General features: G+C 71.6%; 17 protein-coding genes. 14 read left to right on the top strand and 3 right to left on the bottom strand.

The window, feature by feature from the left end:
• Positions 1–281: 281 nt before the first annotated feature.
• Positions 282–1544 (top strand): polysaccharide deacetylase family protein, encoded by a 1263-nt coding sequence (locus ACZ4SF_RS30630; RefSeq protein WP_468390667.1) that lies wholly within the window; start codon positions 282–284, stop codon positions 1542–1544.
• Positions 1545–1547: 3 nt separating this feature from the next.
• Here the strand turns inward: ACZ4SF_RS30630 and ACZ4SF_RS30635 are convergent, their stop codons facing one another.
• Positions 1548–2528: an ATP-binding protein gene (locus tag ACZ4SF_RS30635; protein ID WP_468390670.1), complete on the bottom strand. Its 981-nt coding sequence runs from the start codon at positions 2526–2528 to the stop codon at positions 1548–1550.
• 101 nt (positions 2529–2629) lie between these two features.
• On the opposite strand from ACZ4SF_RS30635, the gene ACZ4SF_RS30640 reads away from it, so the two are divergent.
• A complete protein-coding gene (locus ACZ4SF_RS30640) occupies positions 2630–3493 on the top strand; it encodes a Fic family protein (protein WP_468390673.1) in 864 nt (287 codons plus the stop codon).
• A 332-nt stretch (positions 3494–3825) separates the two neighbouring features.
• On the opposite strand, the gene ACZ4SF_RS30645 is transcribed toward ACZ4SF_RS30640, so the two are convergent.
• Entirely contained in the window at positions 3826–4656 is an 831-nt protein-coding gene (locus tag ACZ4SF_RS30645; RefSeq protein ID WP_468390676.1) for an HAD family hydrolase, read from the bottom strand.
• A 589-nt stretch (positions 4657–5245) separates the two neighbouring features.
• Between ACZ4SF_RS30645 and ssd the strand changes: the two genes are divergently transcribed.
• From ssd to ACZ4SF_RS30680, 7 genes are all read left to right on the top strand, one after another.
• Positions 5246–6352, top strand: coding sequence for a septum site-determining protein Ssd (ssd, locus tag ACZ4SF_RS30650; RefSeq protein WP_468390679.1), 1107 nt, complete (start codon positions 5246–5248; stop codon positions 6350–6352).
• On the top strand, positions 6349–7548 hold the full coding sequence (locus ACZ4SF_RS30655) for a TadA family conjugal transfer-associated ATPase (protein ID WP_468390682.1): 1200 nt from the start codon (positions 6349–6351) through the stop codon (positions 7546–7548). Before ssd ends, ACZ4SF_RS30655 begins: the two co-directional genes overlap by 4 nt.
• Positions 7549–7601: 53 nt before the next feature.
• Positions 7602–8417, top strand: coding sequence for a type II secretion system F family protein (locus tag ACZ4SF_RS30660; RefSeq protein ID WP_468390954.1), 816 nt, complete (start codon positions 7602–7604; stop codon positions 8415–8417).
• A 155-nt stretch (positions 8418–8572) separates the two neighbouring features.
• Positions 8573–9352: a type II secretion system F family protein gene (locus ACZ4SF_RS30665; protein WP_468390685.1), complete on the top strand. Its 780-nt coding sequence runs from the start codon at positions 8573–8575 to the stop codon at positions 9350–9352.
• An 80-nt stretch (positions 9353–9432) separates the two neighbouring features.
• Entirely contained in the window at positions 9433–9633 is a 201-nt protein-coding gene (locus ACZ4SF_RS30670) for a DUF4244 domain-containing protein (protein WP_468390688.1), read from the top strand.
• A gap of 25 nt (positions 9634–9658) precedes the next feature.
• The gene (locus ACZ4SF_RS30675; RefSeq protein WP_468390957.1) at positions 9659–9997 is read left to right on the top strand and encodes a TadE family type IV pilus minor pilin; all 339 of its coding nucleotides are present in this window, start codon (positions 9659–9661) and stop codon (positions 9995–9997) included.
• A 407-nt stretch (positions 9998–10404) separates the two neighbouring features.
• The gene (locus ACZ4SF_RS30680) at positions 10405–10830 is read left to right on the top strand and encodes an Rv3654c family TadE-like protein (RefSeq protein WP_468390960.1); all 426 of its coding nucleotides are present in this window, start codon (positions 10405–10407) and stop codon (positions 10828–10830) included.
• Here the strand turns inward: ACZ4SF_RS30680 and ACZ4SF_RS30685 are convergent.
• Entirely contained in the window at positions 10721–13249 is a 2529-nt protein-coding gene (locus tag ACZ4SF_RS30685) for a DEAD/DEAH box helicase (RefSeq protein WP_468390691.1), read from the bottom strand. The two genes, ACZ4SF_RS30680 and ACZ4SF_RS30685, sit on opposite strands and share 110 nt — an antisense overlap.
• 81 nt (positions 13250–13330) lie before the next feature.
• On the opposite strand from ACZ4SF_RS30685, the gene bldG reads away from it, so the two are divergent.
• The 5 genes from bldG to ACZ4SF_RS30710 all read left to right on the top strand — a co-directional run bounded on the left by bldG (position 13331) and on the right by ACZ4SF_RS30710 (position 19534).
• A complete protein-coding gene (gene bldG, locus ACZ4SF_RS30690; RefSeq protein WP_010986038.1) occupies positions 13331–13672 on the top strand; it encodes an anti-sigma factor antagonist BldG in 342 nt (113 codons plus the stop codon).
• Positions 13673–13830: 158 nt separating this feature from the next.
• Positions 13831–14262, top strand: a complete 432-nt coding sequence (locus ACZ4SF_RS30695; protein WP_468390694.1) for an ATP-binding protein — start codon at positions 13831–13833, stop codon at positions 14260–14262.
• A gap of 305 nt (positions 14263–14567) precedes the next feature.
• Entirely contained in the window at positions 14568–16973 is a 2406-nt protein-coding gene (locus tag ACZ4SF_RS30700) for a sodium-translocating pyrophosphatase (RefSeq protein WP_468390697.1), read from the top strand.
• A gap of 195 nt (positions 16974–17168) precedes the next feature.
• On the top strand, positions 17169–17819 hold the full coding sequence (locus ACZ4SF_RS30705) for a small secreted protein (protein ID WP_468390700.1): 651 nt from the start codon (positions 17169–17171) through the stop codon (positions 17817–17819).
• A gap of 194 nt (positions 17820–18013) precedes the next feature.
• Complete coding sequence (locus ACZ4SF_RS30710) at positions 18014–19534, top strand: DUF7059 domain-containing protein (RefSeq protein ID WP_468390703.1); 1521 nt, start codon at positions 18014–18016, stop codon at positions 19532–19534.
• Positions 19535–19594: the final 60 nt, after the last annotated feature.

Raw genomic sequence — 19594 nt, forward strand, 5'->3', positions numbered from 1 at the left:
GGCGGGGCTCGGTCGCGGCCGTGGGTCACGGCGTGCAGTGGCGGGATGGATCACGTTCGGTAAAAGAACCGTAATCCAGAGTAAAGGCAAAGCATAGTTTTTCGGGGCAAATGGGTAGGCACGTCGCCCTCCTGGGTGAAGCGGTCATTTCATCGGCTTGTCGTACTAATTCCTTCTCGGTCCCGTGCGACCTTGGCGGCGCTGTCGGGACAAGCCCGGCACATCACCTGAAACGGCCCTCGTCAGTGCTTGCTTGAGAGAAGGAAGAAGGTGGGCGGAACATGGCCGCCACCCAGAGGATCGCCGTCGGCGCCATGGTCGCCGCGGCCTGTGCGGCGTCGCTCGCCGGTTGCTCGACCGGCTCCGACGGCACCAAGGAAGGGGCGTCCGGCCCGCAACAGGGAGCACCGGCGCCGGGGAGTGTCTTCCGGCCGATCGGCGACGGATCGACCGCCTACACCGGCTCCCAGCCGCATCTGCCCGTCCCCGAGCGGCTGAACCCCGGTCAAAAACCACCGCAGTTCGTCGTGTTCTCCTGGGACGGAGCGGGCGAGGACAGTCAGCGGCTGTTCTCGCACTTCCGCAAGGTCTCCCGGGAGAACCACGCGACCATGACGTACTTCCTCAGCGGCGTGTACATGCTGCCGGAGGAGAAACGTGACCTCTACAAGCCGCCGCAGCACTCCCCGGGCCGCTCCGACATCGGCTTCAACGACGAGGAGGGCATCGCCGACACTCTTGAGCAGGTACGGCAGGCCTGGCTGGAGGGTGACGAGATCGGTACCCACTTCAACGGCCACTTCTGCGGGCCCGACGGCGGGGTCGGCACCTGGTCGGTGGACGAGTGGAAGAGCGAGATCGCCCAGGCCAAGAAGTTCGTGAAGTCCTGGAAGACCAACTCCGGGCTGCAGGCCGCTCCGCTGCCCTTCGACTACGACAAGGAACTGATCGGCGGCCGCACCCCTTGCCTGGAAGGGCAGAAGAACTTCACGAAGGCCGCCCGGCAGCTGGGCTTCCGCTACGACTCCAGCGGGGTCGACGACCAGGTGTGGCCCGAGAAGAAGCGAGGCCTGTGGGATCTGTCGATGCAACTGGTGCCGTTCCCCGGCCACACCTATGAGCAGCTGACCATGGACTACAACTTCATGGTCAACCAGTCCGGCACCGAGACCCAGGGCGACCCCGACATGTTCGACTACTGGGGCGACCAGATGCGCGACGGTCTCCTCAAGGGCTTCTACCGGGCCTATGACGGCAACCGTGCGCCCCTGATCATCGGCAACCACTTCGAGTCCTGGAACGGCGGCACCTACATGCGTGCCGTCGAAGACGTGGTGAAGGAGGTCTGCGGCAAGCCCGACGTGCGCTGTGTCTCCTTCCGTCAGCTGGCCGACTGGCTGGACGCCCAGGACCCGCACGTCCTGGCGAAGCTGCGCACCCTGAACGTGGGCGAGGCACCCCGGCAGGGCTGGGCGTCCTTCCTGTCCGGCCGCCCGGCACCGGCGCCCAGGGGAGTGCCCGGGGCGCCGGCGGGCAAGCCGTAGGCGTCAGGCGGGGGTTGCGACACTCTCGCCGAGCAGGAACCCGGGGTCGACCTGCGCCGCCAGGTCGGCCCCGGTGCGCTCGTTGCCCCAGGACTCGGCGTTCTTCAGGTGGAAGTGCACCATCTGGCGGGTGTAGCGCTCCCAGTCGCGCCGCTCGTGGGTGGCGTCCGCCGCGGCCCGCATGGTCTGCAGAGCCTGGGCGTTGGCCTCTTCCAGGAGATCGAACCGGGGCGGGCGGCCCTTCTCCATGGCGCGCACCCAGTCCGAGCGCCCGACCGTCACGAGCAGGTCGTCTCCCACCTCCGCGCGCAGGAAGTCGATGTCGTCCTGTTCCTGGATCTTGTTGCCGACGACCTTCAGGGCGACGCCGAAGTCGCGGGCGTACTCCTTGTACTGGCGATAGACGGAGACCCCCTTCCGGGTCGGCTCGGCGACGAGGAACGTCATGTCGAAGCGGGTGAACATGCCGGAGGCGAAGGAGTCCGAACCGGCCGTCATGTCGACCACGACGTACTCGTCGGGGCCGTCGACGAGGTGGTTCAGGAACAGCTCCACCGCTCCGGTCTTGGAGTGGTAGCAGGCGACCCCCAGGTCGGCGTCCGTGAAGGAGCCCGTGACCATCAAACGGACGGCGCCGCCGTCGAGTTCCACCGGACGCGCACAGGCGTCGTAGACCGGGTTGGGCTCCCGCACCTGCACCAGCCGCGAGCCCTCGCCGGGCGGGGTCGTCTTGATCATCGTCGCGGCGGAGGCGATGCGCGGGTTGGTGCCGCGCAGGTAGTCCTTGATCAGAGGCAGTCGCTCGCCCATGGCGGGCAGCGCCGCGGCCTCCGCCTCCTGGAGGCCGAGGGCGGGGCCGAGGTGCTGGTTGATGTCCGCGTCGATGGCGACCACCGGGGCCCCGGCCGCCGCGAGGTGGCGGATGAAGAGGGAGGAGAGCGTGGTCTTGCCACTGCCGCCCTTCCCGACGAAAGCAATTTTCATGTTCACCAAGGGTAGTGGTGTGATAGCTGTACGTGTCACACCAGAGTGAAGAAGACCACTCCTTCGTGGGGTCGGCCGACGGGATGCGTAGGGTCGTACTCATGAGTACGACAGGCGCGACCGCCGAGCCTCCCCACAGCTCTCGCCCGAGCTCGAACAGCGGGGACCCCCTTGCGGCCCTGGGCTCGCTGCCCGGGGTGGCCGAGTCCGTGGAGTCCGTGCGCAAGGCCGTGGACCGGGTCTACGGGCACCGGATCATGCGCCGGCGCAGCAACGCGATCACCTCCGAGGCGGCCCTGCGCGGCGCCCGTGGCTCGGCCGCGCTGTCGGACGCCGACTGGGCCCTGGAGGAGGTGCGGCGGCGCACCGACTTCAGTGTCGACCCCGAGGCCCGCGTCGTGGGGGCGGCCCTGCGGCTCACCGCCGAGGCGGGACAGCTGTTGTCCATCTGGCGTCAGTCGCCTCTGCGGGTGCTGGCCCGGCTGCATCTGGTGGCGGCGGCGGGCAAGGACGAGCAGATCGGCAGGCCGCGTCAGGCGGGCGAGGCGGTGGACGAGCCGCTGGTCGAGCTGCCGCTGCCGGGCGCCGAGGAGGTCTCGGGCCGGCTGGAGGGCCTCGCGGACCTGATCATCGCCGGCACCTCCGCGCCCGCCCTGGTGACGGCCGCCGTGGTGCACGGCGAGCTGCTGGCGCTGCGCCCCTTCGCGTCCCATAACGGCCTGGTGGCGCGCGCCGCCGAGCGCATCGTGCTGATCGGCAGCGGCCTGGACCCCAAGGCGATCTGCCCGGCCGAGGTCGGCCACGCCGAACTGGGCCGCGCCTCCTACCTGGCCGCGCTGGACGGATACGTCTCCGGCACCCCTGAGGGCATGGCGGCCTGGATCGCGCACTGCGGCCGGGCGATCGAGCTGGGCGTGCGCGAGTCGACGGCGGTGTGCGAGGCCCTGCAGCGCGGCGCCGCCTGAGGAAGGGCCCCGCAAACGGGTTGCGGCGGTACGAGTATTCGTACCGCCGCTGGCATGTTCACCCGGTTACCAGGCGTCCTCGATATGTTGCCCATCAGGTCGGGATGCTTTGCCCGTCACCTGGTGCGGCTGGCCCGTAATCGACGGGTCGACGTCGCGTGGGTGCCCGATGTTCATGCTGGGTCCGTGGGCCATTTGCGTAGGTAGGGGATCCTCTCGGATGTCCTCTGGTCTCGCGGGCCTAAGTTCTTTGTACCGCGGGCAGGGGGCAAGCGGAACCCCTGCCCGCACTTCTTTACTTTCGGCTGCAAACGGGTCGAAACGGGCGCCGGTCAGACGGTGCTGCGGCGCTTGCTGGCGTACCAGACGAGGCCGGCGGTCGCCGCCGCCGCTCCTATGGCCGCCGCCGCGACCAGTGCTGGGCGCGGCGGGACGGAGAGGGTGGGCAGTCGTTTTTTGAGCGGGACCGGGTGACGGAACTCGAGAACCGGCCACCCGCGCGCGAGTGCCTCGCGGCGCAGCGTGCGGTCGGGGTTCACGGCGTGCGGGTGCCCGACCGTCCGGAGCATCGGCAGGTCGGTCGCCGAGTCGCTGTAGGCGTAGCAGCGGCCGAGGTCGTAGCCCTCGGACGCGGCCAGCTCCCGGATGGCCTCGGCCTTGGTCGGGCCGTAGGCGTAGTACTCCACCTCTCCGGTGAAGCAGCCGTCGTCGCCGACGACCATGCGGGTGGCCACCACTCGGTCGGCGCCCAGCAGCTCGCCGACCGGCTCGACGACCTCGGCGCCCGAGGTGGACACGATCACCACGTCCCGGCCGGCCGTGTGGTGCTCCTCGATGAGGGAGGCGGCCTCGTCGTAGATGATCGGGTCGATCAGCTCGTGCAGTGTCTCGGCGACGATCTCGCGCACCTGCTGGACGTTCCAGCCGCGGCACAGTGCGGACAGATACTCGCGCATGCGCTCCATCTGGTCGTGGTCCAGGCCGCCGGCCAGGAAGACGAACTGGGCATATGCGGTACGCAGCGCAGCCCTGCGGTTGATCAGCCCGCCTTGGTAGAAGGACTTGCTGAAGGTGAGCGTGCTCGACTTCGCAATGACCGTCTTGTCCAGGTCGAAGAAGGCTGCTGCGCGAGGCAAGGAGTGGTTTTCCACGCCCTTGAGCATAGGCGCCCACCATTCGGCGTAAGGTGGGGCGCGTGGGTTTGCCTGAGAGGGCTCTCGGGTACACCATGGAAGTCACGGATCGTTCGCGACCGTGCTAACCCGGCCCGACTCCTCCCCCCCCGAGTCGGCCGTGGGGACGACCCCCGCTCTCCCCCCCGGCGGGGGTCGTCGCATGTCCGGACGGCTTTTCGCTCTTCCTCTTACTCCTCACACGGCCCTGCGGCCGGCTGAGCGCCGCAGCGGGCTGCGTCTCGTCATGCCCATGATTGATTACCTTGCGTAATCAGAGGACTGCTCTGCGGAAGTCGCACGCGGATGAGTACAGGGTCACCGGTATGGGTGACGGAGATATTCACAGGGCCTGGCTTGTCCACAGTTTTCAACCAAGATCCACATTATTTCGCGGATCGCTGCACCGTGATTCCAGCGCGCTCCGGCCGGCGAGTTCATGGCCGGTTCCGATTGCCGAAGCGCGTATGGCCGGTTCCTATCGGCCGTTCATATGGAAGCCGCTTGCCGGTTCTTCACATCTTTGGGAATCGCGGGGCCGCAGGGTCTGCGCGGCCCACGCAGCGAAGGGGGAACACCCGTGACCGGAACCGTCACCCACGACCCGCCGCCCGGCACCGGAGACCGGCCCGGACGGCCGCTCATCGTGACCGAGGACGCCGTGATCCTGGACGATCTGCTGCGCCTGTGCGCCGCGGCGGGAGCCACACCCGAGGTCCGTCACGGCGTACCGGAATCCGGGGACGACTGGCAGGCCGCCCCGCTCGTGCTGGTCGGTGACGACGCCGTTCCCCGGGTGCGCGGGGCAGCGCGCCGGCCCGGGGTGGTGCTGATCGGCCGGGATCAGGACGACTCGGGGGTGTGGAAACGAGCCGTCGAGATCGGCGCCGACCACGTCCTGATGCTCCCCGACGGCGAGCAGTGGCTGGTCGACCGCATCGCCGACGTCGCCGAGGGGATCGGCCGCCCCGCTCTCACCGTCGGAGTGATCGGCGGACGGGGCGGAGCCGGCGCGTCCACGCTCGCGTGCGCGCTCGCCGTCACCTCGGCGCGTGAGGGGCTGCGCACTCTCCTGGTGGACGCCGATCCGCTCGGCGGCGGACTCGACGTACTCCTCGGCGGCGAGAGTGCCGAAGGTCTGCGCTGGCCGGCCTTCGCCGCCTCCCGTGGCCGGGTGGGCGGCGGCGCCCTGGAGGAGTCGCTGCCCCGACTGCACTCCCTTCGCGTGCTCAGCTGGGACCGCGGCGACTGTGTGGCCGTTCCGGCCCCGGCGGTGCGTGCGGTGCTGGCCGCCGCCCGGCGGCGCGGCGGCACCGTCGTGGTCGACCTGCCCCGCCGTCTGGACGACGGAGTCGCCGAAGCCCTCGCCCAGCTCGACCTGGCCCTGCTCGTCGTCCCCGCCGAACTGCGCGCGGTCGCCGCCGCCGGGCGGGTCGCCTCCGCCGTCGGCATGGTCGTGCGCGACCTGCGGGTGGCGGTCCGCGGGCCGTACGCCCCCGGCCTCGACGACCAGGAGGTGGCACGGCTGCTCGGCTTGCCGCTGGCCGGCGAGGTGCCCGTCGAACTGCCGCTGCTGCGGCCCCTGGGCGGCGCCAAACCACCGGCCGGCACCGGTCGCGGCCCGCTCGCCCGCTTCTGCCTGAACTTCTGGGAGCGCGCGCTGGTCGAGGCGGGAGGCGCGCGATGACCCTGCCCGGCCTCGACCGGACCGACGGCGCGGCCCTGCTCGACGGCGTCCGCCGCTGGCTCGCCGAGAGCGGCGCCGAACCCACCCCCGCGCGCGTGGCCCAGGCCCTGCGCGAACAGGGCCGGGTGCTCGGCGACGCCGAAGTCCTCGGCGCGGCGGAGCACCTGCGGTCCGAACTCGTCGGCACCGGCCCCCTGGAACCGCTGCTCGCCGACCCGGAGGTGACCGACGTCCTGGTCTCCGCCCCGGACCGGGTGTGGGTGGACCGCGGCGGCGGTCTGGAGCTGACCCCGGTCACCTTCCCCGACGCGGCGGCCGTACGACGCCTCGCGCAGCGGCTGGCCGCCGTGGCCGGACGCCGGCTGGACGACGCCCGGCCGTGGGCGGACGCCCGGCTGCCCGACGGTACCCGGCTGCACGCGGTGCTGCCCCCGGTCGCCGTCGGCTGCACCTGCCTGGCCCTGCGGGTGGTACGGCCCAGGGCCTTCACCGTCGAGGAACTGGTCGCAGCCGGCACAGTGCCGCCCGGCGGCGACCGGATCCTACGGGCGCTTGTCACGGCCCGGCTGTCCTTCCTCGTCAGCGGTGGCACCGGAAGTGGCAAGACGACCCTGCTCAGCGCCCTGCTGGGGCTCGTCGGACCGGGCGAGCGGATCGTGCTCGCCGAGGACTCGGCCGAGCTGCGACCGGACCACCCGCACGTCGTCCGGCTGGAGACCCGGCCCGCCAACCAGGAGGGCGCCGGCCTGGTCACCCTGGAGGACCTCGTGCGGCAGGCCCTGCGAATGAGGCCGGACAGGCTCGTCGTGGGCGAGGTGCGCGGGCCCGAGGTCGTGCATCTGCTCGCTGCCCTCAACACGGGCCACGAGGGCGGCTGTTGCACGGTTCACGCCAATGCCGCCGCGGATGTACCGGCTCGGCTCGAGGCGCTGGCCACGGCCGCCGGGCTGGACCGGGCCGCGCTGCACAGCCAGTTGGCGGCTGCCCTCTGCGTGGTGGTGCATCTCGTACGTGACCGGTCCGGGCGGCGCCGGATCGCCGAGGTGCATGTCCTGGAGCGGGCCGCCGACGGGCTGGTGCGGACGGTGCCGGCTCTGCGGTGGGGCGAGCGGGCGTTCGTGCCGGAGCAGGGGTGGGAGCGGTTGCGGCAACTGCTCGGTGCGGCCGACGGGCCCGGAGACGAGTGGGAGAGGTGAACGAAGTGAGCGGTGAGACGTCGACGGGAGCCGCGCTGCTCTGTCTCGGCGCGATGGTCTGGCTGCTGGGCGGGCGGCACTACGGGATGCGGCGGGCACGGCTGCTGCTCGCCGGCGGTGGAGCGGTGGTACCCGGGCCGCCTGCCTGGGAGCACGCTCTCGCCGAACTGCGGCGGGTGCGCGGGCGCTGCGGAGCCGAATGGTGGGTGCTCGTCGCCGGACTGGTGATCGGCCTGCTGGGCGCCTCGGTGATTCCGGTTGCCGCGGGGGCGGCCGGAGTACCGGTGCTGCGGCGGATGCGGCTGACCCGGCGGGCCCGGCACACCCGGGAACGGCGGACGGACGCGGTGATCGCCCTGTGCGGGGCGCTCGCCGGGGAGGTGCGTGCGGGACGGCAGCCCGGTGAGGCGCTGCTGCAGGCCGCGCGGGACTCGGACGGACTCGGTGACGCGCAGGCGGCCGTGGTCGCGGCGGCGCGGTTCGGCGGAGACGTGTCCGGCGCGCTTGCCGCGGCGGCCCGGCAGCCGGGCGCAGAGGGCCTGCTCGGGCTCGCCGCGTGCTGGCGGGTCGCCGTGGACCAGGGCGCCGGACTCGCCGCCGGACTGGACCGGCTGGACGGAGCCCTGCGTGCCGAGCGGGACCAGCGTGCCGATCTGCGCGCCCAGCTGGCGGGCGCCCGCGCCACCGCGGTCCTGCTCGCCGCGCTGCCCGCCCTCGGCCTGCTCCTCGGCGCGGCCATGGGGGCCGATCCGCTGCGGGTCCTGCTGCACAGCGGGGCCGGGCTCGGCTGCCTGGTGGCCGGGGCGGTGTTCGAGGGTGCGGGGATGTGGTGGGCCGTGCGGATCGTGCGGGCGGCGGAGGGGGTGTGAGCGGTGGTGGGGCGCGGGCGCAGGGGGTGACGGCGTGGGCGGCGGAGGGGCGAGGCGTCGGTGCGGGCGAGGGGCGTCGATGTGGTGGTCGGTGTGGTGGTCGGTGTGGTCGTGATGTGGCGGACAGTCCGAATGATGCGGAAAGGGCAGCGGGTATGAGCGGGGAAGTCGTCCACAGGCTGGGGATGGCCGGGATCGTGGTGCTGGTTCTCGGCTGGGGTGTCCGGCGGCTGGATCTGGCGCGGCGACGGCGTCGGGCGCGGCGCCGGGTGGCCGAGCTGTTGGGCCTCGAAGTGCCCGTGGCCAGGGCTCTGTTCACGGTTCCCGGCGCCGTGCGGCGGTGGTTGCCGCCGGCCGGTGCGGCCCTCGGCGCATGGGTGCTGGTCGGCGGGCTCACCGGGGTTCTGCTGGGGCTTGGTACGGGCGCGGCGCTGGGCTGGTGGCGGAGTCGCCAGGCTCCGGCGGGGGAGGCGGCGGTGGTCGACACCGCCGAGGCGGCGCGCCAGCTCCCGCTGGCCGCCGACCTGCTGGCCGCCTGCATCGCAGCCGGTGCCGCACCGGTGACCGCCGCCCACGCGGTGGGAGAGGCCCTCGGCGGACCCGTCGGGCATGCGCTCGCGCGGGGTACGGCGGAGACCCGGCTCGGCGGTGAACCGGCGGACGCCTGGCGGAGCTTGGCCGCGCTGCCGGGCGCCGCCGCCCTGGCACGGCTGCTGGAGCGGGCCGACGAGTCCGGGCTGCCCGCGGCCGGCCCGGTGGCCCGCCTCGCCTCGGACGCGCGTGCGGAGTGGGCCCGTACCGCGACGGTCCGGGCGCGGCGGGCGGCCGTGCTCATCTCCGCGCCGGTCGGACTGTGTTTCCTGCCCGCCTTCATCGCGCTCGGTGTGCTGCCCGTCGTGATCGGACTGGCAGGCGGGGTGATCGGAGGGAGGTGAGGCGGACGGGAGCAGACCAGCAGGCAGACGGCAGGTAAGTGCCGGAATCGACAACAGACCTAAACCTCACGGGGGTTGATATGTGCAGGAAGATCAGGGAAGCGGCGCTGCGGCTGCGCAGGGCATGCCGTCAGGACGCCGGAATGGTGACGTCCGAGTACGCGATGGGCATCATCGCGGCCGTCGGGTTCGCGTTGCTGCTCTACGAGGTCGTCACCAGCGGCCAGGTCCGGGCGGAACTGCAGGCCATCGTGAAGAAGGCCCTCAGTGCGCGCATGTGACCGGCGGGACGGGGACCGCGGGTTCGTGACCGCGGAGGCGGCCGTGGTGCTGTCCGTGCTGGTGGCGTTCACCATGTCGCTGGTCTGGGGGCTGCTCGTGGTGGCGGCGCAGATCCAGTGCGTGGACGCCGCCCGCGCGGGCGCCCGGGCCGCGGCCCGGCAGGATCCGGCCGATGCCGTGGTGGCGGTGGCCCGGGAGGCGGCGCCGCGTGGAGCGCGGGTGACCCTCGCGCGCCAGGGTGACCGGGTCCGGGTCACGGTGGTGGCCAGACCGCCGGTGCTGAGCGGGCTGCCGTTCGAGGTGCGGGAGGAGGCCGTGGCGCTCGCCGAGGACACGGTGGGGGCTGAGGGAGGCGGTCCATGAGGCACCTGGGTGAGTCGGGTGGCAGGTGGGGCTCCGCGGCGCCTGAGAGCGACGGAGGAGGGGCCGTGAGGCGCTGGGGCGAGTCGGGTGGCAGGCGGGGCTCTGCGGCGCCTGAGAGCGACGGAGGAGGGGCCGTGGGGCGCCTGGGCGGGTCGGCGAGCAGTCGGACTCGAAGACGGGCAGGCGGGCCCGTGCGGCGCCGGGGCGAACCGGAGGGGAAGCCGGCCGTGAGGCCTCGGAGCGACTCGGAGGACTGGCCGGCTTCGAGGAGTCGGAGTGAGCTGGAGGACGGCCGGAGGCGTTCCGACCGGCGACCACAGGCCGGCCGTGGGTGTCACGAGAAGGCGCGGGATGGCAGGCGGCGGGGCCCGGAGCGGGGGCCGGGCACCGACCGGGGGTCGGCCACCATCTGGAGTCTGGGGGCCATCGCCGTGCTGTGCGTGGTGTTCGGCGCCGTGCTCGCCCTCGGGCAGGCCGTCGTCGTCCGGCACCGGGCGGCCGGGGGCGCGGATCTCGCGGCGCTCGCGGCGGCGGACCACTGGGCAGAGGGCGTCGCGGCGGCCTGCGCCCGGGCCGAGGAGCTGGCGGCGGCCCAGGGCGTGCGGATGGTGCGCTGCGCGATCGTGGGCGAGACCTCCGAGGTGACGGCGGCCGCCGGAAGAGGGCCGTTCGTGGCGGAGGTGCGGGCGAGAGCAGGGCCGGCAGGGCCCGTGGTGCCGCCGCTCAAGGACGAGGCGCCCGCCCCGGAGCCGATTCCGCCCGCCCCGGATCCGACTCCTCCGCCGGCCGGTCCTCCGGCTTCTCCTGCGGTGCGCCCCGCAACAGCACCGTGAGGAGCCGTACCGCGCCCCTCTTGTGCAGCGGGTCGTTGCCGTTGCCGCACTTGGGGGACTGGATGCAGGACGGGCAGCCCGCCTCGCACTCGCAGGAGGCGATGGCCTCACGGGTGGCGGCGAGCCAGGCGCGGGCGGTGTGGAAGGCGCGCTCGGCGAAGCCCGCGCCGCCGGGATGGCCGTCGTAGACGAAGACCGTCGGGAGGAGCGTGTCGGGGTGCAGGGGCACGGAGACGCCGCCGATGTCCCAGCGGTCGCAGGTCGCGAAGAGGGGCAGCATGCCGATCGAGGCGTGCTCGGCGGCGTGCAGGGAGCCGCCGAGGATCTCCGGGATGATCCGGGCCTCGTCCAACTGGTCCTCGGTGACCGTCCACCACACCGCGCGCGTGCGCAGGGTACGAGGAGGGAGGTCGAGTTTCGTCTCACCCAGGACCTCACCGGTGATGAGGCGTCTGCGGAGGAAGGAGACCACCTGGTTGGTGACCTCGACGGAGCCGTAGCACAGGCGGCCGGCACCCCAAGGGATCTCGGTGTCCGTCTCCAGGACGGAGATGGACGTGGTGTCACGGGCGACCGTCGAGTACGGCGGGTCGGCCTGCTCGACCAGGGCCACCGAGTCCTCCAGGTCCAGCCGGCGCACCAGGTAGGTGCGGCCCTGGTGCAGATGGACCGCGCCCTCGTGGACCGTGGAGTGCGCGGCGGCCGCGTCGACCGTGCCGAGCAGGCGGCCCGTGTCGGCTTCCACGACCTGCACCGGACGCCCGCCGGTCCCGCGGATGTCGGTGAGGTCGGCGGCCCGCTCCCGGCGCGTCCAGTGCCAGGCCCGCGTCCGCCGGCGCAGCAGCTTCGCGGCCTCCAGCTGCGGCAGCACGTCCGCACAGGCGGGACCGAAGAGGTCCAGGTCCTCCTCGGTCAGCGGGATCTCCGCGGCGGCGGCACAGAGGTGCGGGGCGAGGACGTACGGGTTGTCGGGGTCCAGGACCGTCGATTCCACCGGTTGGTCGAACAGGGCCTCGGGATGGTGGACGAGGAAGGTGTCCAACGGGTCGTCGCGGGCGACCAGGACCGCGAGGGCACCCTGGCCGGAGCGGCCCGCGCGGCCCGCCTGCTGCCACAGGGAGGCCCGCGTGCCGGGGTAGCCGGCGATCACGACCGCGTCCAGGCCGGAGACGTCCACACCCAGTTCCAGGGCCGTCGTGGCGGCGAGGCCGAGGAGTTCCCCGGAGTGCAGGGCGCGTTCCAGGGCGCGGCGTTCCTCGGGGAGGTAGCCGCCGCGGTAGGCCGCGACACGCCGGACCAGGGAGCGGTCGACCTCGGCGAGTTTCTCCTGGGCGATCACCGAGATCAGCTCGGCGCCTCGCCGGGAGCGTACGAAGGCGACCGAGCGGACGCCCTGCACGGTCAGGTCGGTCAGCAGGTCGGCGGTCTCGGCGGTGGCGGTACGCCGAACGGGTGCACCCTTCTCGCCCTGCAGTTCGGTGAGCGGGGGCTCCCAGAGGGCGAAGACGAGTTCCCCGCGCGGGGAGGCGTCGTCGGCGACCTCCACGACCGGCAGGCCGGTCAGCCGGCGGGCGGCGACCGCGGGCTCGGCGGATGTCGCCGAGGCCAGCAGGAACACCGGGGAGGAGCCGTACCGGGCGCACAGGCGGCGCAGGCGGCGCAGCACCTGGGCGACGTGCGAGCCGAAGACACCGCGGTAGGTGTGGCACTCGTCGATGACGACGTACTCGAGCGACTTCAGGAAGGAGGACCAGCGCGGGTGGGACGGGAGTATCCCGCGGTGCAGCATGTCCGGGTTGGTGAGGACGTAGTTGGCGTACTGGCGGATCCACTCGCGTTCCTCGAACGGAGTGTCGCCGTCGTACACGGCCGGCCGTACGGACGTGCCGAGAGGTTGTGAAAGTTCCTTCACCGAACGGCACTGGTCCGCCGCAAGCGCCTTGGTGGGGGCCAGGTAGAGGGCGGTGGTGCCGCGGCCGTTCGGGGCCTCGGAGCCGTCCAGAAGGGTGGACAGGACGGGGACGAGGTAGGCGAGGGACTTTCCGGAGGCGGTGCCGGTGGCGACGACCACCGAGTCGCCGTCCAAGGCGTGCTCGGCGGCCAGTGCCTGGTGCGCCCAGGGGTGCTCGATGCCGCATGCCTGCACGGCTGCGATCACTTCGGACCGAATCCGATCAGGCCAGACGGCATGGCGGCCCGTGCGGGGGGGCAAGTGCTCCGTATGAGTGATGCGCGCAGACCGGCTCGGCCCGGAGGCGAGCCGGTCCAGAACGGTGCCCGGGGACGGGCGGAACGCCGGGTTCGCCTGGGATCGATCGGGTCGGTGATTCTTGGCCATCGGCACCGAGTGTGTCACCGGCGTGACGGACAATGGAGCCAAGGCGTCGTGCACGCCTGCCGGTAAGTGATTGAATGCCATCGCGGCTGGCGATGCGTCCCGGGGGCCGCAAGCCGAGGTGCCCGAGGGGCGACCGCTCGATAGCAAGGTGCTGGAGGATCCGTGGACCTGTCCCTGTCGACCCGTACCGTCGGCGATCGTACGGTCGTCGAGGTCGGTGGCGAAATCGATGTATACACCGCGCCCAAGCTGCGCGAGCAGCTGGTCGAGCTGGTGAACGACGGCAATTTCCATCTCGTCGTCGACATGGAGGGCGTGGACTTCCTCGACTCCACCGGGCTCGGCGTGCTGGTCGGCGGCCTGAAGCGAGTGCGTGCCCACGAGGGCTCGTTGCGCCTGGTCTGCAACCAGGAGCGCATTCTCAAGATCTTCCGCATCACCGGCCTCACCAAGGTGTTCCCGATCCACACCTCGGTCGAGGAAGCGGTGGCGGCCACCGACTGACGACGGACCGCTCGCCGGCGCCGGGCTCCCGCGGGGGCCCGGCCGCCGGACGGTCCCGTCCGGGCCGTGACCGGTGCCGGGCACAGAACTACACCAGGGGGTGCGGGCGCTCGGCGGCCCCGCCCCCGACCGCACGCCCGTAGTCGCGAGGGGGATGCATGGCCACCGTCGAACTCCGCTTCAGCGCGCTGCCCGAGCACGTCAGGACCGCCCGGCTGGTGGCGGCAGCGGTGGCGCGCAGGGCCGGAGTGGACGAGGCCGTCCTGGACGAGGTCCGGCTCGCCGTGGGCGAGGCATGCTCCCGCGCCGTCGGGCTGCACCAGCTCAGCGGTGTCACGGAGCCTGTGAAGGTGGCGCTGATCGAAGAGGAGAAACAGTTCTCCATCGAGGTCGGCGACGAGGCCCCGCACGCCACTCCGGGCGACACGCCCGGCGCCGGACAGGACGGCGACGCCGAGGTCGAGGAGGACGAGATGGGCCTCGCGGTCATCAGCGGCCTCGTCGACGACGTGGAGGTCAGCACCGGGCCGAACGGTGGCCTGATCCGCATGACCTGGCCGACCACTCCGTCGGCCACGGCACTCGTCTGAGCCGGCGCGCAGTCTTCGCGCACTCTTCGCAAGGGCCCTGCTGAGCAGGGCCTTTGTCGTATTTACGGAGGCCCTCGCGAATTCGTGAAGGAATTCACGATCAATAGCCTGATAATTTGATCAAGCGCCAATTCGACCGTCAATGCCTTTGAGGCATTACCTCTTTCGGGTTCTGTGGCGCCCCCCGATCATTTGCTGAAGAGCACGAGAAGGCTGATTCCGTTTACCGTCCCCTGTTTAGATCACTCGCGGCTACCTACAATCCGTCCACATCTTGAGCTCAGCCCAAGCGTCAAGGAGGACGAATGGCGGGGCTTTCTACCCCCTATCAGTCGGGTCACCCCACATCCCTCGCAGCCGCGGTCCTGACCGACGACAATCGGATCATCGTGGCCGTCATCGCGGCGGTCGCCCTGGCCGCTCTGGTGGTCGCCGGGATCCTGGTGCGTCAGGTGCTGGCGGCCGGCGAGGGCACCGACAGCATGAAACGGATCGCCGAGGCGGTCCAGGAAGGCGCCAAGGCGTATCTCGCCCGGCAGTTGCGCACGCTCGGCGTATTCGCCGTCGTCGTGTTCTTCCTGCTCATGCTGCTGCCCGCAGACGACTGGAACCAACGTGCCGGACGGTCTGTGTTCTTCCTGATCGGAGCGGTGTTCTCGGCGGCCACCGGCTATATCGGCATGTGGCTCGCCGTGCGCAGCAATGTGCGGGTCGCCGCGGCGGCCCGGGAAGCCACTCCAGCGGAAGGTGAACCGCAAAAAGATCTCACCACCGTCTCGCACACCGCAATGAAGATCGCATTTCGCACGGGCGGCGTCGTCGGCATGTTCACGGTGGGCCTCGGCCTGCTGGGCGCCTCCTGTGTGGTGCTGGTGTACGCGGCCGATGCTCCGAAGGTGCTCGAGGGCTTCGGCCTCGGCGCCGCCCTGATCGCCATGTTCATGCGTGTGGGCGGCGGCATCTTCACCAAGGCCGCCGACGTCGGCGCCGACCTGGTCGGCAAGGTCGAACAGGGCATTCCGGAAGACGACCCGCGCAATGCCGCGACCATCGCCGACAACGTGGGCGACAACGTCGGCGACTGCGCGGGCATGGCGGCCGACCTCTTCGAGTCGTACGCCGTGACCCTGGTGGCCGCGCTGATCCTCGGCAAGGCCGCATTCGGCGACTCCGGTCTGGCGTTCCCGCTGCTGGTACCCGCCATCGGCGTGATCACGGCGATGATCGGCATCTTCGCTGTCGCCCCGCGGCGCACCGACCGCAGCGGCATGACGGCGATCAACCGCGGTTTCTTCATCTCCGCGGTGATCTCCCTGGCGCTGGTCGCGGTCGCGGTCTTCGTCTACCTGCCGTCGACGTACTCCGCCCTGGACGGTGTCACCGACGCGGCGATCAGGAGCAAGGACGGCGACCCGCGGATCCTCGCGCTGGTCGCGGTGGCCATCGGCATCCTGCTCGCCGCGGTCATCCAGCAGCTGACCGGCTACTTCACCGAGACCAGCCGCCGCCCGGTCCGGGACATCGGCAAGACGTCCCTCACAGGTCCCGCCACGGTCGTCCTCGCCGGCATCTCCGTCGGCCTGGAGTCGGCCGTCTACACCGCGCTGCTCATCGGACTCAGCGTGTACGGCGCGTTCCTGCTCGGCGGTACGTCGATCATGCTGGCGCTGTTCGCGGTGGCGCTGGCCGGCACCGGCCTGCTCACCACGGTCGGCGTGATCGTCGCCATGGACACCTTCGGGCCGGTCTCCGACAACGCGCAGGGCATCGCCGAGATGTCCGGCGACGTCCAGGGCGCGGGCGCCCAGGTGCTCACCAACCTGGACGCGGTCGGCAACACCACCAAGGCCATCACCAAGGGCATCGCGATCGCCACCGCCGTCCTCGCGGCGTCGGCGCTGTTCGGTTCGTACCGCGACGCGATCACCACCAACGTGCAGGAGGTCGGCGCGAAGCTGACCGGGCCGGGTTCGCCGATGAGCCTGTCGATGGACATCTCGCAGCCCAACAACCTCGTCGGCCTCATCGCGGGCGCCGCGGTCGTCTTCCTGTTCTCCGGACTGGCCATCAACGCCGTGTCCCGGTCGGCGGGTTCGGTGGTCTTCGAGGTGCGGCGGCAGTTCCGCGAGAAGCCCGGGATCATGGACTTCACCGAGAAGCCCGAGTACGGCAAGGTCGTCGACATCTGCACCAAGGACGCCCTGCGGGAGCTGGCCACGCCGGGTCTGCTCGCCGTCATGGCGCCGATCTTCATCGGCTTCACCCTCGGCGTCGGCGCGCTCGGCTCCTACCTCGCCGGAGCGATCGGCGCGGGCACGCTGATGGCGGTGTTCCTGGCCAACTCCGGTGGCGCCTGGGACAACGCCAAGAAGCTGGTGGAGGACGGTCACCACGGAGGCAAGGGCAGTGAGGCCCACGCGGCCACGGTGATCGGCGACACGGTCGGCGACCCCTTCAAGGACACCGCCGGACCGGCGATCAACCCGCTGCTGAAGGTCATGAACCTGGTCTCGCTGCTCATCGCACCGGCAGTGATCAAGTTCTCCTACGGCAACGACAAGAACCTCGGCCTGCGGATCGGGATCGCGATCCTCGCGCTGCTGGTGATCGTCGTCTCGGTGTACGTCTCCAAGCGGCGCGGGATCGCCGTCGGGGACGAGGAGAGCGCCGAGCGGGTCACCAACTCGCCCGACGCGGCGGTGGTTTCGTAGGACTGGTCGACAAGGCCTGGTCAACAGGCGGGCGGGCGGCGCGTACTGACGTGCCGCCTGCCCGCTTCCTTGTGTGCGCCTGCCCCCGTCGTGAGCCTTCTCTCCCATGGTGCGAAAGTTCACAAAATCGGACTTGTAGGCCATTAGGCGAGGGGGCGAGTCCGTTCGCCGTGTAGATTCCGGGGGCCGAGAGCCATGGAAGGGACCGATCCGGTGAACAAGAAGCTCGCGGCCGCACTGTCCGGCGGTGCGGTACTGGTAGTGGCGTTGTCGGGCTGCAGCAGCAGCAGCAGCAGTAGCAGCGAGGACAAGGGGCCCGACCCCAAGCTGGTGGCCTGGGCCAAGACGGTGTGCGATGCGGTGCCCGCGCAGGACGCGAAGATCAAGGCGGCGAACGCGGCGATCAGCACGACGGCCGCCGACACCGCCAAGCCCGAGACGCTGCAGAAGACGGACTCGCAGGCCTTCCAGGACATGGCCGACGGCTACAAGGCGATCGCCGCCGCCATCAGCGGTGCCGGCACGCCTCCCGGCGTCGAGGGCGGTGCAAAGCGGCAGCAGGACGTGGTGAAGAACCTCAACAGCCTCGCCGACTCCTACGCCGGCCTGAAGAAGCAGGTCGACGGGCTGAACACCAAGGACCAGGGGAAGTTCGCCGCCGGTCTGCGCGATGTCGCCACGCAGATGACGGAGCTGGAGAAGCAGCACAAGAGCGGCGTCGAGGCGCTGAAGAACCTGCAGCAGGGCGAGGTCAAGGACGCCATCGCCGAGCAGGCCAGCTGCAGGAAGGTGGCGTCCTCGGCCGCGCCTTCGGCGGGCGCGACGGCCGGTTCCGCCCAGGGCTGAGCCCGGCCGAGTCCGGCGTGTCCTCGGCCGCGCCTTCGGCGGGCGCGACGGCCGGTTCCACGCAGGGCTGAGCCAGGCCGAGTCCGTTCGGCCCGCGCCCCCTGCAACGGTCGTCCGACGGCCAGGTTCCTACGGCCCGGCCGACGGGTCCGCTCAGGCCGCCTCCGAGCGGCCCCGCGGGCCACAATGGGGGCGTGACTGACTCCGGACTCGCCCCCCTGCCCGCATCCGACCGGCCGGACATCGCCGCGCGCCTGCGGGACGCGCTGCTGGCCGCCTCCTTCTCCGCCGACGGGCTGCTCGACCTGCTCGGTGCTCCCGCCTACGCGGCGCTGGCCCGCAGCGAGACCGTGCCCGCCCTGCGGGCGACCCGTGGCGACACGCCGCTGGAGACGCTGGTACGGCTGTTCCTGCTCCAGCAACCGGTGCCCCACGCGCGCGTGGCGGCCGTTCTGCCGGTCGAGGAGGCGCTGGAGGCCGGCTGGCTCACGCGCGTGGGCGGCGACGAGGTGGCCGCGACCGTGGACGTACGGCCCTACGGCGGTCCCGGCGGTGAGGACTGGTTCATCGTCTCCGACCTCGGCTGCGCGGTCGGCGGCGCCGGTGGCATCGGGCAGCGCGACGAGGGTGTCGTCCTGGGCGTCGGCGGCGCCTCCACCACCCTTGCCGGCATCACCGTGCGTACGCCCGTCTCCTCCGCCCTGGACCTCGGCACAGGCTCCGGCATCCAGGCGCTGCACGCCGCCCAGCACGCCACGCGCGTGACGGCGACCGACGTCAACCCGCGCGCGCTGCACATCACGGCGCTCACGCTGGCGCTCTCCGGCGCACCCACCGCCGATCTGCGCGAGGGGTCGCTGTTCGGGCCCGTCCGGGACGACGAGACCTTCGACCTGATCGTGTCCAACCCGCCGTTCGTGATCTCTCCGGGCGCCCGGCTGACGTACCGGGACGGTGGCATGGGCGGGGACGATCTGTGCCGCTCGCTCGTTCAGCAGGCGGGGGAACGGCTGAACGAGGGCGGGTTCGCGCAGTTCCTCGCGAACTGGCAGCACGTGGCGGGGGAGGACTGGCAGGACAGACTCAGGTCATGGGTGCCGCGCGGGTGCGATGCCTGGATCGTGCAGCGCGAGGTGCAGGACGTCACGCAGTACGCCGAGCTGTGGCTGAGGGACGCCGGGGACCATCGCGGGGACCCGGCGGAGTACCAGGCGCGGTACGACGCCTGGCTCGACGAGTTCGAGGCGCGCAAGGTCAAGGCGGTCGGCTTCGGCTGGATCACGCTGCGCCGGACCGGGGCCGCCGAACCCTCCGTCACGGTGGAGGAGTGGCCGCACCCGGTCGAGCAGCCCCTCGGGGAGACGATCCGGGCGCACTTCGAGCGCCTCGACTATCTCCGGGGCAGCGACGACGCGGCGCTGCTGGACGGCCACTTCAAGCTCGTCGCCGAGGTGGTCCAGGAGCAGGTCGGTCTGCCCGGCGCCGAGGACCCGGAGCACGTGGTGCTGCGTCAGCACCGCGGGATGCGCCGGGCGACGAAGGTGGACACGGTCGGTGCCGGGTTCGCGGGCGTGTGCGACGGCACGCTGAGCGCGGGCCGGATCCTGGACGCCATCGCGCAGCTCGTCGGCGAGGACCCCGTGCTGCTCCGCGACCGGACGCCCGCACAGATCCGGCTGCTGGTGGAGCAGGGCTTCCTGGAGCCGGCGCGCTGAGCGGGGCGCCTGCGGGCGGGAGCGCGGGATGAGGGGGCGGCGCCGGACAGGTGCCGTACC

This window comes from Streptomyces sp. NPDC027663, assembly GCF_055566415.1.

Coding starts and splice junctions, on each gene's coding strand:
- ACZ4SF_RS30630 (WP_468390667.1), top strand. CDS start 282: ATGGCCGCCACCCAGAGGATCGCCGTCGGCGCCATGGTCGCCGCGGCC.
- ACZ4SF_RS30635 (WP_468390670.1), bottom strand. CDS start 2,528: ATGAAAATTGCTTTCGTCGGGAAGGGCGGCAGTGGCAAGACCACGCTC.
- ACZ4SF_RS30640 (WP_468390673.1), top strand. CDS start 2,630: ATGAGTACGACAGGCGCGACCGCCGAGCCTCCCCACAGCTCTCGCCCG.
- ACZ4SF_RS30645 (WP_468390676.1), bottom strand. CDS start 4,656: ATGCTCAAGGGCGTGGAAAACCACTCCTTGCCTCGCGCAGCAGCCTTC.
- ACZ4SF_RS30655 (WP_468390682.1), top strand. CDS start 6,349: ATGACCCTGCCCGGCCTCGACCGGACCGACGGCGCGGCCCTGCTCGAC.
- ACZ4SF_RS30660 (WP_468390954.1), top strand. CDS start 7,602: ATGGTCTGGCTGCTGGGCGGGCGGCACTACGGGATGCGGCGGGCACGG.
- ACZ4SF_RS30665 (WP_468390685.1), top strand. CDS start 8,573: ATGAGCGGGGAAGTCGTCCACAGGCTGGGGATGGCCGGGATCGTGGTG.
- ACZ4SF_RS30670 (WP_468390688.1), top strand. CDS start 9,433: ATGTGCAGGAAGATCAGGGAAGCGGCGCTGCGGCTGCGCAGGGCATGC.
- ACZ4SF_RS30685 (WP_468390691.1), bottom strand. CDS start 13,249: ATGGCATTCAATCACTTACCGGCAGGCGTGCACGACGCCTTGGCTCCA.
- ACZ4SF_RS30695 (WP_468390694.1), top strand. CDS start 13,831: ATGGCCACCGTCGAACTCCGCTTCAGCGCGCTGCCCGAGCACGTCAGG.
- ACZ4SF_RS30700 (WP_468390697.1), top strand. CDS start 14,568: ATGGCGGGGCTTTCTACCCCCTATCAGTCGGGTCACCCCACATCCCTC.
- ACZ4SF_RS30705 (WP_468390700.1), top strand. CDS start 17,169: ATGGAAGGGACCGATCCGGTGAACAAGAAGCTCGCGGCCGCACTGTCC.